At 59.0% G+C, this 13,839-nt stretch carries 9 protein-coding genes and 5 pseudogenes; 8 read left to right on the top strand and 6 right to left on the bottom strand.

What is annotated here, in order from left to right; translation table 11 throughout:
* From NKH90_RS33175 to NKH90_RS33195, 5 genes and pseudogenes are all read left to right on the top strand, one after another.
* The coding region (locus tag NKH90_RS33175) for a thiamine pyrophosphate-binding protein (protein WP_502898899.1) at window positions 1-398 on the top strand (398 nt) is incomplete at its 5' end.
* Window positions 395-1,417 (top strand): transketolase family protein, encoded by a 1,023-nt coding sequence (locus tag NKH90_RS33180; RefSeq protein WP_502895560.1) that lies wholly within the window; start codon window positions 395-397, stop codon window positions 1,415-1,417. The genes NKH90_RS33175 and NKH90_RS33180, both read left to right, overlap by 4 nt.
* A gap of 106 nt (window positions 1,418-1,523) precedes the next feature.
* Window positions 1,524-1,811 (top strand): annotated as a pseudogene (locus NKH90_RS33185) (transposase); the annotation flags it as partial.
* An 83-nt stretch (window positions 1,812-1,894) separates the two neighbouring features.
* A pseudogene (locus NKH90_RS33190) lies at window positions 1,895-2,038 on the top strand (ATP-binding protein); the annotation flags it as partial.
* A 266-nt stretch (window positions 2,039-2,304) separates the two neighbouring features.
* Window positions 2,305-2,661, top strand: a complete 357-nt coding sequence (locus NKH90_RS33195; RefSeq protein WP_352453730.1) for a hypothetical protein — start codon at window positions 2,305-2,307, stop codon at window positions 2,659-2,661.
* Between the two features lie 137 nt (window positions 2,662-2,798).
* Here the strand turns inward: NKH90_RS33195 and NKH90_RS33200 are convergent, their stop codons facing one another.
* Window positions 2,799-3,767 carry a glycosyltransferase family 10 domain-containing protein gene (locus NKH90_RS33200; protein ID WP_352493678.1) on the bottom strand — a complete coding sequence of 323 codons (969 nt, stop codon included), beginning with the start codon at window positions 3,765-3,767 and terminating at the stop codon, window positions 2,799-2,801.
* A gap of 611 nt (window positions 3,768-4,378) precedes the next feature.
* Here NKH90_RS33200 and NKH90_RS33205 point away from each other — a divergent pair.
* Window positions 4,379-5,427: pseudogene (locus tag NKH90_RS33205) on the top strand (site-specific integrase).
* Between the two features lie 242 nt (window positions 5,428-5,669).
* On the opposite strand, the gene NKH90_RS33210 reads toward NKH90_RS33205, so the two are convergent.
* Window positions 5,670-7,331, bottom strand: a complete 1,662-nt coding sequence (locus tag NKH90_RS33210; RefSeq protein ID WP_352823473.1) for a tannase/feruloyl esterase family alpha/beta hydrolase — start codon at window positions 7,329-7,331, stop codon at window positions 5,670-5,672.
* A 191-nt stretch (window positions 7,332-7,522) separates the two neighbouring features.
* Here NKH90_RS33210 and NKH90_RS33215 point away from each other — a divergent pair.
* Window positions 7,523-7,842, top strand: a pseudogene (locus tag NKH90_RS33215) (integrase); the annotation flags it as partial.
* Between the two features lie 2 nt (window positions 7,843-7,844).
* Here the strand turns inward: NKH90_RS33215 and NKH90_RS33220 are convergent.
* From NKH90_RS33220 to nadE, 4 genes and pseudogenes are all read right to left on the bottom strand, one after another.
* A complete protein-coding gene (locus NKH90_RS33220) occupies window positions 7,845-8,102 on the bottom strand; it encodes an aminopeptidase (RefSeq protein ID WP_352453904.1) in 258 nt (85 codons plus the stop codon).
* Window positions 8,103-8,157: 55 nt separating this feature from the next.
* Window positions 8,158-8,352 (bottom strand): aminopeptidase, encoded by a 195-nt coding sequence (locus NKH90_RS33225; RefSeq protein WP_352823476.1) that lies wholly within the window; start codon window positions 8,350-8,352, stop codon window positions 8,158-8,160.
* A 410-nt stretch (window positions 8,353-8,762) separates the two neighbouring features.
* On the bottom strand, window positions 8,763-9,845 hold the full coding sequence (locus tag NKH90_RS33230; RefSeq protein WP_352711124.1) for a sensor histidine kinase: 1,083 nt from the start codon (window positions 9,843-9,845) through the stop codon (window positions 8,763-8,765).
* 404 nt (window positions 9,846-10,249) lie between these two features.
* Window positions 10,250-10,581, bottom strand: a pseudogene (gene nadE / locus NKH90_RS33235) (NAD(+) synthase); the annotation flags it as partial.
* 1,014 nt (window positions 10,582-11,595) lie between these two features.
* Between nadE and NKH90_RS33240 the strand changes: the two are divergent.
* The gene (locus NKH90_RS33240) at window positions 11,596-13,662 is read left to right on the top strand and encodes a carbamoyltransferase family protein (RefSeq protein WP_352493622.1); all 2,067 of its coding nucleotides are present in this window, start codon (window positions 11,596-11,598) and stop codon (window positions 13,660-13,662) included.
* The last annotated feature ends 177 nt before the right edge of the window (window positions 13,663-13,839 follow it).

Below are 13,839 nucleotides of genomic sequence, written 5' to 3' on the forward strand. Positions count from 1 at the left end.
TGTCCGACGGCGAGCTCGGTGAGGGCTCGACCTGGGAAGCCGCGATGTCGGCCGCCCACCACAAGCTCGACAATCTCATTGCCATTGTCGACTTCAACAATCAGCAGGCCGATGGTCCGTCGACGGCCATGCTCTCCTCCGAACCGGTGACCGACAAGTTCGAGGCGTTCGGCTGGCATGCGCAGCGCGTCGACGGCAACGACATCGAGGCGGTCCGCAAGGCCTTCGACATGGCGCGCGGCCTGAAGGAACCTCGTCCGCGTGTGATCGTTTGCGATACGCGCATGGCCAAGGGTGTGCCATTCCTGGAAACCCGCGACATCACGCATTTCATCCGCGTCGAACCGCACGAATGGACGTTAGCGCTCGAAGCTTTGGAAAAGGGACGTCCGCGTTGAGGTTGTCAAAGTTCGCGCCGCGCCACGCCGCCAATGCCGGTGAGCGCAAGACCACATCGGCGATGATCGCGTCGATCGCGCCCGATGGCGTACCGACACGCAATGCGCCGTTCGGGCACACACTGGCCAGACTGGCGCACCAGCGGCCCGGGATAGTTGGCCTGACGGCGGACCTCGCGAAATACACCGATCTCCATGTCTTCGCACAGGAGCATCCGGACCGCTTCTATCAGATGGGCATGGCGGAGCAGGTGCTGATGAGCGCCGCCGCCGGCTTGGCGCGGGAGGGTTTTACGCCCTTCGCCACCACCTACGCCGTCTTCGCATCGCGACGTGCCTACGATTTCATCTGCATGGCGATCGCCGAGGAGAAACTCAATGTGAAGATCGTCTGCGCCTTACCGGGGCTGACGACCGGCTACGGCCCCAGCCACCAGGCGACGGAGGACATCGCGATCTTCCGCGGGATGCCGAACCTGACGATCATCGACCCTTGCGACGCGCTCGACATCGAACAGGCCACGGAGGCGATCGCGGACTACAACGGGCCGGTCTACATGCGGCTTTCGCGCGGTAAGGTTCCTGTCGTGCTCGACGAAGACGACTATACATTTGAAATCGGCAAGGCGCGAATGCTGCGCGAGGGCGCGGACGTATTGTTCATTTCCAGCGGCCTGATGACCATGCGCGCGCTGGAGGCCGCGAAGGCGCTTGAAGCCGACAGGATCGGCTGCGCCGTTCTGCACGTTCCGACGATCAAACCTCTGGATACGGAGGCGATACTCGCTGCCGCGCGCCGTTCGGGACGGCTGGTGGTGGCGGCGGAGAACCACACCATCATTGGTGGCCTTGGCGAAGGCGTTGCCGCGCTGCTGATGCGCGAGAGAGTGACCCCAGTCTTTCGCCAGATCGCCCTGCCCGACGAGTTCCTCGACGCTGGCGCGCTGCCGACGCTTCACGATCGCTACGGGATCTCAACTTCCGAGCTCGTGCGCCGCGTCCGCATTTGGAGCGAATGAGAAGTAAGAGCTCTCCCCACACAACAGTTGAGTCATCGACCTTGACCTTGCCCCTCTTATCTAATCCGGTTTGAAGTTCGTTCTGGCCCATCGAGAGGACCAGGACATGAAACGTAGCCGCTTCTCTGAAGAAGCAGATCATCGGAATTTTGAAGGAACATGAGGCCGGGGTATCGGTTGCCGATCTGTGCCGCAAGCACGGGGTCAGCGACGCCTCGATTTACAACTGGAAGGCCCGCTTCGGCGGGATGGATGTCTGCGAGGCTCGGCGACTGAAGGCTCTGGAGGACGAGAACACGCGGCTGAAGCGGCTTCTGGCCGACGCCATGCTCGACAATGCCGCGTTGAAGGATCTTGTGGGAAAGAAATGGTGACGCCCGCGGCCAAGCGGAAACCTTTCCAGCGACCAGATCGATCAACTTCAACGCCGACTGCAACGGACCAGGCGATCAAGGAAAGGTGCATCATGAAGCATTCGCGGAGCCGACAATAGCCGACGCCATTCTCGACCGGATCATCCACAACGCCCATCGCATCACCCTCGAAGGCGACAGCATGAGAAAGCAAAAAACACCGCCGCCCTTGACCGGCGCCGAAGACGGCGAAATCAATCGCAAATGACTTCAACCAGGCAACCGAGCGCCGACTCCATCCTGCTGTCCGCGAATTAGTGAAACTGCTGTCCGCGATTTAGCGGAACGACTGTCCCGTTTTTGCGAAATACGCACGTCCGACGCAGCTTGCGTTGACAGAGGCGGTTTTACGCGCAGTTGCAATAGCACTTCCGCCGGCCTATTTTTGTGGAGTTCAATTGTGCTTCGGCCAAGGGCGCTTTGGGCGCCGGACCGGCCCCGTGTAAACCTCATTAAAGAGAGACGAACCCTGCCATGGAAGAATTCTTATCGCGCATCGCCACTGGTGCCGGCATCGGCCCGGCTCTCGCAGAGAAGGCCGTTGGGTTAATGCTGGGTTTCCTGCAACGCCACGCGGCCGACGGTCCCGTTGCGCGCATGATCGCGGCCATTCCCGGAGCTTCGGAATTAGTGGCGAAGTATCATGGCAACGACCCAGAGGGCGGAGGCGGCCTCATGGGGCTCGGCCAGCAATTGATGAGTGAGGGTCTCAGCATTCTAAAGATCGCCGCCATCGCCAACGAGACGATCGCCTTCGCCAAGGAACATGCCGGCGACGAACTCGTGGACGAGGTCCTCAATTCCGTTCCTGGCCTTCCCCAGTTCGTCTGATCAGCGGCAGCCGGGGCGCATGACCTCGTGCGCCCGTGCCGGCCCGTCTGCGCAGGTAGGCATTCTCCGCCGAGCGCTCCGTACCGATCTCGCCAGACCACCAACCGCCGGGCACGCGAAGCGAGCGTTGGAGTACTTCATTCGTCTCTCCCAAAATCGACCGCAGGCGAACCGATGTGTATAACTTCCGGCGGTAAGGGTTTATCGTGAACGCTTTCGATGAAGCCCGCGAGATAAGCAAACGTATTGTATTTCTCAAGAACCAACCGCTTCGCCTCTTGTATTGCGCCGCGACGCTCCTTCCAGAGGTCCGAGTCGATGATTTCTTGAATTTTTTGGATTACGTTCTTGTCCTCTGGGTCAATCAGAACCATTGAGTCGGAAGGGAAGAACCTCGTGATTGCCGGGCTGCCGTAATAGATCGGCATTGTTTCAGCAACGAAGCAGTCCATAAGCTTCTCTGTAAAATAGTAATCAGCACGAGTATTCTCGAAAGCTATACTGTAACGGTACGGTGCGAGTGCGTCCCATTTATCTCCAATCAGCCGAAAACCTCGGCCGAACAGGTCAAAATCGAGCTCCTCTCTCAGCCGTTCCAGAAACGCCAGCCGATATCGATGCCCTTTAAGCAGGGCGATGTTACTGGTAATCCATGAGAGCCGAAGCGGCTTGTCCACGACTTCGCTGACCAGAAGTTGGTCATATGTCTTTGTTACAGACCAAGACCGAGTGATAGGTGGAGACAAAACGAATCGGCGCTCTGCATTCTGCCGAGCAGCCAGCTCTGCGTCAGACGTCAGGACGATGGTATTTTTCCCCTGCCCTTCATGAAATGCGCGATGAGCTTTCGTCGGCGGTTCGCCGATTGCAAAAATTGTCCTGTTTGGACTCGCCTCGATATCAACAGGGAGCCCAAAAATAGAAGCAGAGTTAAAGACAATATGCCAATCGGGCGCGAAGGATGTCCTGCGTACAAAAGCGACATTGTTCCAGATTCCACTGCCCTTTGGAGTGAGATGGTGGATTGCATCATCCAAAACGCCCCAAGAATCCAGACATGTAGCAACAATGGGCGCCGGACGTTCCGTCAACAATTTGGTCGACAAAGCAGTTCCACCCCATTCACTTCCGTTGGACCGGGAGCAACTCGTGCATCGGGCGCAAGACCTCTCTGCGCCTGAAATAGCTCGCGATCCTGATCGGTATCAAACACACGATTCTGTGCGACTTCGCGATTCTGTGCGACTTCGCGCCATTCGACAACTCATCTCTAAGACCGCGGGAATCCCTTCACTCGTGAAGGTACTCAATCGCCATTTCGGATTGCGGTAAGATTGAGCAGCATAAACCTTCCGGGACCCGCTGTCGAGGCAATTGTCGCTTTGCACCTAACCAGGTTCTTCCTCACTTTGTGTGGTGATCAGGCCGGTTGAGTGGCAGCATGCGTGCCCTCTAAAATATGGAAGTTGACTACATTCTTATTATTAATCGGGATATACGACCAGTTTAGAGGCGGCTCGCCTCTCACAGGCGACGTTTGCAGCGGCGACGGCAGATCGAGATATTGGCGGGTTGATGCTGGGGCTTTGTCCGAAATCTGTGGTCCGATTTCGGACGAAGTGACGGTCAAGATGTCCGAAATATGCTACGAATTTCGGACAAGCTTCACACACAAAGCGCCGCGGCTTTGCCCGACATCATCGATATCGTCATGCAGATGGGCGATGCCGACCTAGCCTCGTCCCCTCCCCTTCCAGCCATTGCCAATCCCAGCCTGCCTGCGCAGCTTGAGGCGCTCGCCGGCCGCGCGCGCGATTATATCGAGGCGGCGAGTTCGGCCAACACGCGCCGCGCCTACGCAGCCGACTGGAAGCATTTTTCGAGCTGGTGCCGGCGCCAAGGCATCGAGATGTTCCCGCCCGATCCTGAGGTCGTCGGGCTCTATATCGCCGCCTGCGCGTCAGGTACGGCCACTGGCGACAAAAGGCCCAACACCGTTTCAACCATCGAGCGCCGGCTTTCGTCGCTCTCCTGGAATTTCGCCCAGCGCGGTCAGCCGCTCGACCGCAAGGACCGGCATATCGCCACGGTCATGGCTGGCATTCGCAACACCCACGCCTCCCCTCCCCGGCAGAAGGAAGCGATCCTGCCCGAGGATCTGATCGCATGTTCGAGACCCTCGACCGCGGCACGCTGCGTGGTCTGCGCGACCGCGCCATGCTGCTTTTGGGTTTCGCCGGCGGCCTTCGCCGATCCGAAATCGTCGGCCTCGACGTCGGCAGGGATCAGACCGAGGACGGGCGCGGCTGGGTCGAGATTTTTGCCGATAAGGGTCTGCTTGTCACATTGCGCGGCAAAACCGGCTGGCGCGAGGTCGAAATCGGCCGCGGCTCCTCCGACGCCACCTGCCCTGTGGTCGCTCTGCAGACCTGGCTAAGACTGGCGCGCATTGCGCACGGACCGCTGTTTCGGCGCGTTGCTGGTCAAGGCAGAGCCGTCGGTGCCGATCGCTTGAACGGCCAGGAGGTCGCACGCCTAGTCAAGCGCACGGCGCTCGCCGCCGGCGTGCGCGGCGATCTGTCGGAGGGCGAACGGGCCAAGAAATTCGCCGGCCACTCACTGCGCGCCGGCCTCGCCTCGTCGGCCGAGGTCGACGAACGCTATGTGCAAAAACAGCTCGGCCATGCCTCCGCGGAGATGACACGAAATTATCAGCGCCGGCGCGATCGTTTCCGCGTAAATCTCACCAAGGCGTCCGGGCTCTGATGCCCCCGTTTTGTCCGCTGGGATGAGGCGGTCAGATCTCAGGCGATAACAATTACCTCATCGAGCACAGCGAGCGCTGTGTCCAGACTATCGGCGGCCGACGCTTCGTAGTCAGGCATGATCATCAACTGCGTTATGGCACGGCCCACAAATTCCGGGTTTAGCTTTTCCAACCGATCCTTGGTCCGGGAGACCTGTTCCGGGAATGCGCGCAGATTGAAGCGAACAAATGACGAGGTCTCTTATCCCCGACACGAATAGCTCGCGATCTCATCGGGATTTCCCTTACCGCCATAGGCAGCTTGAGTGGGATAAGCGCAGATCGGCTGGTGCTTGCCGGGGAATGCCTTGCTGCCAGCCGCGAGAGAATCCGGAGCCTTGTCTTGGTTTATCCAGCCCTCGATGGCGGCCAAAGGATCAAAGTCGTCGAAGGCTTGGCCATCGCCGCAGTGGGTCATCCCCGGGATTATGAACATGCGCACGAAACGGCGAGCCGCTTCCAAATCGCCGCCGCTTGTGACCTCGACGACTTGCTTGTACCAGCGCACCAGATCGTTGGCTGAGAAGACCGGATCGGAAAGTCCCTGAAACAAGAGCAGCTTTCCACCGTGGGCAGCGAAGCTGGCGAGATACGTGCCGGTCGCATCATTGAGCTTGGCCGTATCCGCAACGCGTGCCGGATCCTTGTCGAAGTCGAACTTCAGGGGGTCAAAATTCGGCGCCGGGGGCGTCATGAAGTAGTATTGAAGCGAGCGGGCTCCCAGAACGATGTTATTTGCATCCGACTGGGAAGTGGGGGAATTGCCCAGCTTCCACATTCTCCAGTCCGCGCCCGCAACGCCCGTATCATATGGCCAATCGCTGTAAAGCTTTTCGCCATCGGAGCTTTCCGGACCCGCGAACGCGCGGCTCATGGTCTGCACTTGACCAGCCGTGAGGCAGCTGTCCGTCTTATCGCCTTGGCAGGACAGGACCTTTGGGTCGAACCGGCACTGCTGCCAGGCGTTGATGACGCCATCCTCAATGCCATCGCGGGCATCACAGGCAGCGAGAACCGCCTTGGCGACGATGTTCAGATCCTGCTGGGAGAAGGCGCGGGATAGAATGGGATGGCCGGCCTCATCCTTGGGAGCGATGCTCATGTACTGGCGAGTATCCCAGGCTTCGGCAATGTTGGCGGCACTGAGACGAAAACCCGGGCTACCTGCAACAATGCCGTCGAACTCGAGCGGATATCGCTGAGCCGCTATCAACGCCTCACGACCGCCATTCGAGCATCCCATGAACACCGACTTTTTCGGAGCCGCCCCATAGAACTTGGCAATCACCTGCTTCGAGACCGAAGTGACTTTGCCAATGGAGGCGTACGCAAAATCAATGCGTGCGGCTTGATCGACCCCGAAAGCCGGATCGGGGCTTGGGTGCCCGCCATCCATGCTTACAACAGCGTAGCCGCGCAAGAGCCCGGGAGCCGCGGTCGAGTTCCGGCAAGGAATGGTCCCGACGGCCGGCGCCAGGAAGCCATCAACTGCGCCGCCGCCCTGGAAAAGGAACATGTCGTTCCAGGTCGTCGGAAGACGCACCTCAAACCGGGTGCCATATGATTGACCATCGACCCCCTGGCGTTTCCCGATAACACCTCGGACAAGGCAGTGCCCGCCCACTTTTACCGCCTGAGGCGAGGCGCCGGTGAATGCAGTGAAGGGATCTGCGGGGATCTCCTGCGGCTTTTGAAGGCTAGCCTCGGTAAAGATCACGCTTGGAATTTTGAGCTTGGCGATGGACCGGCACGCCTGATCCGACGCGTTTGCCGCCAGTGCAGGCGCACATACACATATGATCGCCAACATCAGTGCCAGCGTGCACCCGCGGTCCCGCAGCTTGAGCCCGTTAGCCAAGAACATACCCATCCTCCCTGGATGCGCCCGATAGCCCGAAAGCTGATCGCATTGGTAGCTAGTTGTGAGCTTTCAGTAGGTTGTCCATCCGGTCCGAACCGGGAAAGCTGAGATTGTCGAAGCTTCAGTGACTCCAGGGGGACCGGATGAACATCCATAAGAATACCGGTCTGACGCCGCTCGGTCGAGAGCGGATTTTTTGCGCCTGGGCGCGCCGGCAGCACCTCGAGGTGTTGCCGCCTGATCCGCAGACCGTCGGCCTCTACATCACGGCCTGTGCATCCAGAAAGGTTACAGGAGACAAGAAACCAAACTCTGTGGCGACGATCGAGCGCCGTCTCTCCTCCGTGGCGTGGAATTATACGCAGCGTGGCGAGCCGCTCGATCGAAAGGACCGCCATATATCGCCACCGTGCCCGCCGGCATCCGTAACAGCCACGCAAAACCGTCTGTGCAGAATGAGGCCATACTTCCCGAAGACCTGATCGCCATGCTGGAGACGGTGCTCCGCAAGACCCATCAGGTCGCCCCAGGCCAGAGCAACCGGCTCGTCCCCGGGGAGGACGAAACGGTCGACCACTCCGCTTGTTCGACTTGTGTTCGGGCGACTATCCCCGCTTCTATGCATCGCGCTTCGGCGCGGCGAGCTTTGTCCAACGCGCCAAGCCTTTGAACCGAATCGCTGTAGACGGAAGTCGCGGCGAGCTTCGCGTTGTTGATCGGAGCATCGAACCAGGCGTCGTATCCGCGGTATCCACCCCATCGTCTGTCGCGCAATCTGTTGGTAGCGCGTCCTCAGCCGTTCGATCGCGGCCGTCTTTGCCGCAAACTATTATATGGCGGCCGCCGATGCCATTCGGGCGCGCAATATCTCAGGGGTTGAAGGATCGTCGATCAGTTTTCCGATGTCTTGGCGGGCCGCGATGATCTGCACATGACCCTGCAAAGATTGCGCGTAGTAGGAATACTGGTGCAACTGGTCACCCCAGGCGTCAGGATAATCGTAGAACCAATCGAACGAATGCACGCATCGCGGTTTGCCTACAGCACTGCTCTCCTGTCCCGATAGCGCAAATTCGCGGTTACCTCCGGCCACGAACAGTCGGACCAATTTTATTTGTAGGTTAGACCTTCGTCCTCGGCAAGATTGGCCAAGCGATGACTCGCTGCTGAATTGCCGGCCCGCGCGTGATGAGCGCGAAGGCGTCAGGTGCCCCCGCCGTCAAGACTCAAGCCGCAACGCAATCAGGCGGGAGTGGCTTCCGCTAGGTGGGGATGGACTGGCCGCCGAAGTCAGAAGCAGCAAGCCTGGAGCATAATGGAAGACCTCGACCATGTGAAGCAGGCCGTGAAGGGCGACCTAGCCTATTTGCAGCCACCTGCTCAAAGCCGCGACATGAAGCCAGCCGCCAGCCTGCTATGTTCGACAGCAACCGTTCAGCTTGCTGCCGCCGACCGCTTGAAAACGATGGTCACCTTCGTCCCTTTGTTGGCGCTGGACTCGACGGCGAGCTGCGCCTTGGCGTTCTCGGTCAGCGAGCGCGCGATCAGCGCTCCGAGCTTGCCTGGCTTGGGCCACGTCTCGCCTTCCGGCAGGCCGACTCCGTCGTCCGCCACTATAACCCGGCAGCCGTCGCCATTGACGATGCTGTGCAGCGTTATCGTGCCGCCATCGCGTCCTTTGAACGCATGCTTCAGTGAATTGGTCAGCAGTTCGTTCACGACCAGTCCCGCCGGCATGGCGACGTTTATTGACACGGGATATGTATCCACCTTCATATCCAGGCGGATCCCCTCGACTGCATGCGAGCTCATCACCGCGGACGCGATCTGGCTGAGATAGACGCCAAGATCGACCTCCTCCTTCGGCTCGTCGGCCGTTAGCGTCTGGTAGAGGATCGCCAGAGCGTCGACGCGACCGGCGAGCCGCTCAAACCGTCTCCGGTCGGCCTCGGTCGCGTTGCGGCTTTCCAGCCGGATCAGCGCGGTGATCATCTGCAGGTTGTTCTTCACCCGGTGCTGCAGTTCGCGCAGCAGCGTGTCTTTCTCGCTGACACGCTCCTCCACCGAGCGCTCATCTCCCGCCTCGCCATGGGCGGATACGTCGACCAGGGCCACCAGTCGGAAGCACACCTTGCCGTTGTCGTCTTCGATCACGTTGGAATAAACGTCGACGATCGCCGGCTTGTCCTCGTTGCGCTCCAGCCTGAAGGTGCCGACCAAATCGGTTCCCTCGACCACCGCCTCGGCTAGCGGCCTGTCCTTTTGCTGATGGAGGCCCGTCCCTAAAAGGGCCGCCCAGTTTTCTTGGGTGAGCCTGGCGGCCATCAGGCCTGAGAGTTTCTCGAATTCCGGATTGGCGTAAACCACGCGCTCCTCAGCGGCAAGGTCCGAAACGGCTATCGCGATCGGCACCTGGTCAAGGAATTTCTTGAACTGTTCGCTTTCCAGTGCGGTTGCAAGGTCAGGTGTATCAAGCAACTGCTCGACCGCCTCGGCCTTCTCTGAATCCGGTGTCATTTGCGCGCCTGTTCCGTGCGGAGAATATCAACAATGCGGCGAGCCCGCCATCGCCAAAACTGGAGCTGCATCTCACGTTTCGCATCACGCATCTGACAACCAGCTCTGCATCGCGTAACGGCCGCACGTCTAGCATTGCGACCGGCCGAAGGAGAGCGGCAAGGATCGGCTACAATCCGGGTGCCTGGAATGTCGAAGCGACCGGTCAAGTGGGTACGCTGCGGAAGATCGATAGAGCAGGCATTCAGGGAGAATGAGTTCGCGTGCCGGCCTCGGCGATACGTGCCGACACTGTCAACCTCATGACCGCATGCGGGCTGAAAGAGCAGCGCTTCGCTCCAGCGGTAATTCAGGCCGCTAGCTGCCTAACTGCGGCAAGCCCATCGATCGTGTATGTTGAGACGCTATTGCCGATGCCTAAATATCGAACCCGTCATGGCAATCGTTGTGACGGGAAGCGCTCGCTTATGGGCTGTGCTGGAATGCGCATGAAGTATACGCCTGTGCGCCGCTTCGTTGATCTCTTGGCCTTCGAGGAAGTCGTCAATCTCATCGTATGTGAGACCGGGACGAGGTTCTCCAGGTCGGCGGTCGGGATCTTTTCAACAAGATCAGACGGAGCGCCCAGATACACTGCCAAGGCGCGAACTCTGCGCTTGTTCAGCCCGGAAAGAGGAAGAATGTCTGCGGCACCATCGCCGAACTTGGTGAAGAAGCCCATCAAGGCCTCGGCTGCTTCGAAGCGACTTCTGAAAAAGAAGTGTGGGTTTGCTCTCATACCCTTTGCTGAAAAATGTTGTCATAGAGCGCATGGAATGCCACGCGCTTCGAATCGGAGTAGCCATCCGGGAAGCCTGAAGCCCCTTTGAAGCGCATGTCCGGCAGCTATTCATAGTGTGGATGACTTTGATCGAAACAAACGATTTCATAAGTCTTCGGAAATCTTGCATGGACAAAAGCACGTCCGCACCGATCACCCATCCAAAGGAGAAAATCTTCCATGCGCCCTGACGTGCAGTGGAGGTCGTGCCGAGAAGTGAGTTGCAACTGGCCGATCATGTCGGCGGTTCGACGCTAGTCGTCCCCAATGTTCCTGAGCTGCGAAGTCTTGCAGGCGAGCCAGCTGCCCAGCGCGATTCTGCTTGTGGCGGGCTTTTTGCCGCAGGCAGTCCGCTCGTTTGGGCAGCGGATTGGAGACCCGGCCGGCAGCGCTACCATACAACATCAGCGCACTTTACATCTACGCGGTATTGCCGGGCTTCCAGTCGGTGCCATGTTTGGCCGACGAATGACGCGATGCGGCCTTCCTGCACAAGCGAAGGCGTTATCGGATGTGCGACCGGGAAGCAGGCGGACAGTGCAGCACATGTCACTCGCCTGTGCGACGGTCTTTCGGGGAATGAAATCGGGCCAGTTCACGGCGCGGCATTATTCGTCAACAGCCGCCCCTTCGCAAGGATATAGGCAGCCCGCGTCACAAGTTCGTGCTGCAGATGAAAACGGCATCGCCGGCATGCAAGTCAGCAGCCGCTCAAGATTCGATGATCCAGCCAAGCTCTCGGCGTCATGGAACGGCAGGCGCCACGATCGAAGCATCTCATGTTGATTCAGGCGGACCCTTATGAGGCGTTCTTTGATGCCGGTGATGCCTGACAGGCGGTTGCAGCTGCAAGCGACAACGCGGCCTATTTAGTTGGAAACGGTCTGAGGCAGGCCAATTTGGCTTGCCCATCACTATGTGGAGAAAGAAATGCTGTGTCTAGGAATTAGCGGCGGACTTGACCAAGTCCATGAAAACCGATTCGAGCTTCGGAACGCCTTTATGCACGATGGCGCCGCGGTGCTCGTCCGAGACGGACGGGTGATAGCAGCCGTCGAAGAGGAACGCCTCAATCGGATGAAACACTCCAACAAGCTCCCAATTCGTTCGATTCAATACTGTCTGTCAGCGGCGGGGGTTCAGCTCAACGACATTGATCGTGTCGCGCTCTACGCCAGCGAGCCCTATGCCAACGCCATGCTTGAAGGTATGTCCGCATCCCACCCGGACATTCTCTCCATTCCGTTGGATGCTAAAACGTTGGTGCAGGATCTGTTAACGCGTGAGTTCGGCACTAAGTTGGACAGTTCGCGTATTTCATTCGTAAGTCATCATCAGGCGCACGCCGTGAGCGCCTTTGCAATGTCGGGCTTCGAACAAAGTCTCATTCTAGCGATTGATGGCTCTGGTGATTTCCTATCGGGCCTCTTGGCGGTAGGGTCTGGCACAGAAATTACGCAACTCGAGGCTTTCCCCGAGAACAATTCTCTTGGGCTGTTTTATCTCGAGACGATCCGCTATCTCGGCTACGGCTTGTTCGACGAGTATAAGGTAATGGGACTCGCGCCCTACGGCGACCCCGCTCCCTATCGCGAGCTCTTCGAGCAGTTCTACGAGCTCTCCGCCAACGGCGGTGGCTACCGTGTTCACCTCGACCGCATCGGTCCGGCGTTGCTCCGCAATATCGAGGTCAGGCGAAAGGGAATGCCCTTCACCCAGCAGCATCGAGATGTGAGTGCGTCACTGCAGGAAGCGCTTGAGCGGATCGTGTTCCACATTCTCCGGCATCACCGTGAGGCCACCGGCATGAAGCGGTTGTGCCTGGCGGGGGGGGTGGCCCACAACTGCACGATGAACGGTAAGCTGCTGTATTCAGGGCTTTTCGAAGACATTTTCGTGCAACCCGCGTCTCACGACGCTGGCTGCGCATTGGGAGCTGCGCTGATAGTCTCTAACGAGATGGGCCGCCCCGCGCCGTGTGAGCGACTGCAGGAGGTCTATTGGGGTCCTGATCTCGGGAGCGAGCGCGCCGTGCAACAGGAACTGAATGCATGGGCCGGACATCTCGAGGTTGAACGCTCTGATGACGTGGCAAGCAGTGCAGCCGACTGGATCGCCAACGGCGCCGTGATCGGCTGGGTGCAGGGTCGTTCGGAGTTTGGGCCACGTGCGCTGGGCAACCGCAGCATTCTTGCCGACCCTCGGCCCGCCGCAAACAAGGACCGGATCAATGCGATGGTCAAGAAGCGCGAAGGCTATCGGCCCTTCGCGCCATCTGTGCTGGAGGAGGATGCGAGCGAATTTTTCGACCTCCCGGACGGTAGGCACGAATTTCCATTCATGAATTTCGTCGTTCGCGTGCGTGACTCAAAGCGCGCCTTGCTCGGTGCCATCACGCACGTCGACGGTACCGCTCGCCTGCAAACAGTATCGCGCAACGCCAATCCCGCGTACTGGGAGGTCATCAATGCGTTCAAGAAGCGCACAGGCACTCCAATTCTGCTCAATACGTCCTTTAACAACAATGCCGAACCGATCGTGGATTCGGTTGCAGACGCGATTGCCACCTTTCTGACGACAGAGCTGGATGGACTTGTGGTCGGGCCCTTCCTGGTAAAAAAGCGGGCTGCAACGCTGCAGGATTGGACTGCGCTTGCGGTTTCGTTGCCGCCCTATGTGTCCCTCCATCAAACCCGCGCTTACAAAGCGCCAGATCGTCGGGAGACTCACTGCGAGATCAGCACGACCCACTTCAGCAGTGACAGTGTACGAATTTCACACGACTTGTTTAATCTGCTGATGCGGATTGAGGGCGAAGCCATGTTGGGAGATCTCCTCAATACAATTGCGCCGGATCAGGCTAAGCGTGACGCTGTGATGGAGGGCCTGCGACGACTGTGGGAGCAGCGCCTCGTTCGGTTGCATCCCTCACAAGCTGCTCGCATGGATCAAGACTGCGATCAAACGCTGGACCAGCATAACAGGCTCTCAGCGTGATAGGGATGCCGCTATCCAAGCTCGGCGAATAAAGGTGTTCATCGACGCCGCCCGGCCCCCAACCCCCGGGGGGCCGGGGGCGTTAATAAAAGGGTTTTTTATGGACCAGATTTTTGGAGCCCCCGCCGGGCCCCAAAAAACCCCCGCGGGGGGGGGGTTTTTTAAAACCAGTATGGG

The organism is Mesorhizobium sp. M0898 (assembly GCF_040319695.1).
Lineage (GTDB): Bacteria > Pseudomonadota > Alphaproteobacteria > Rhizobiales > Rhizobiaceae > Mesorhizobium.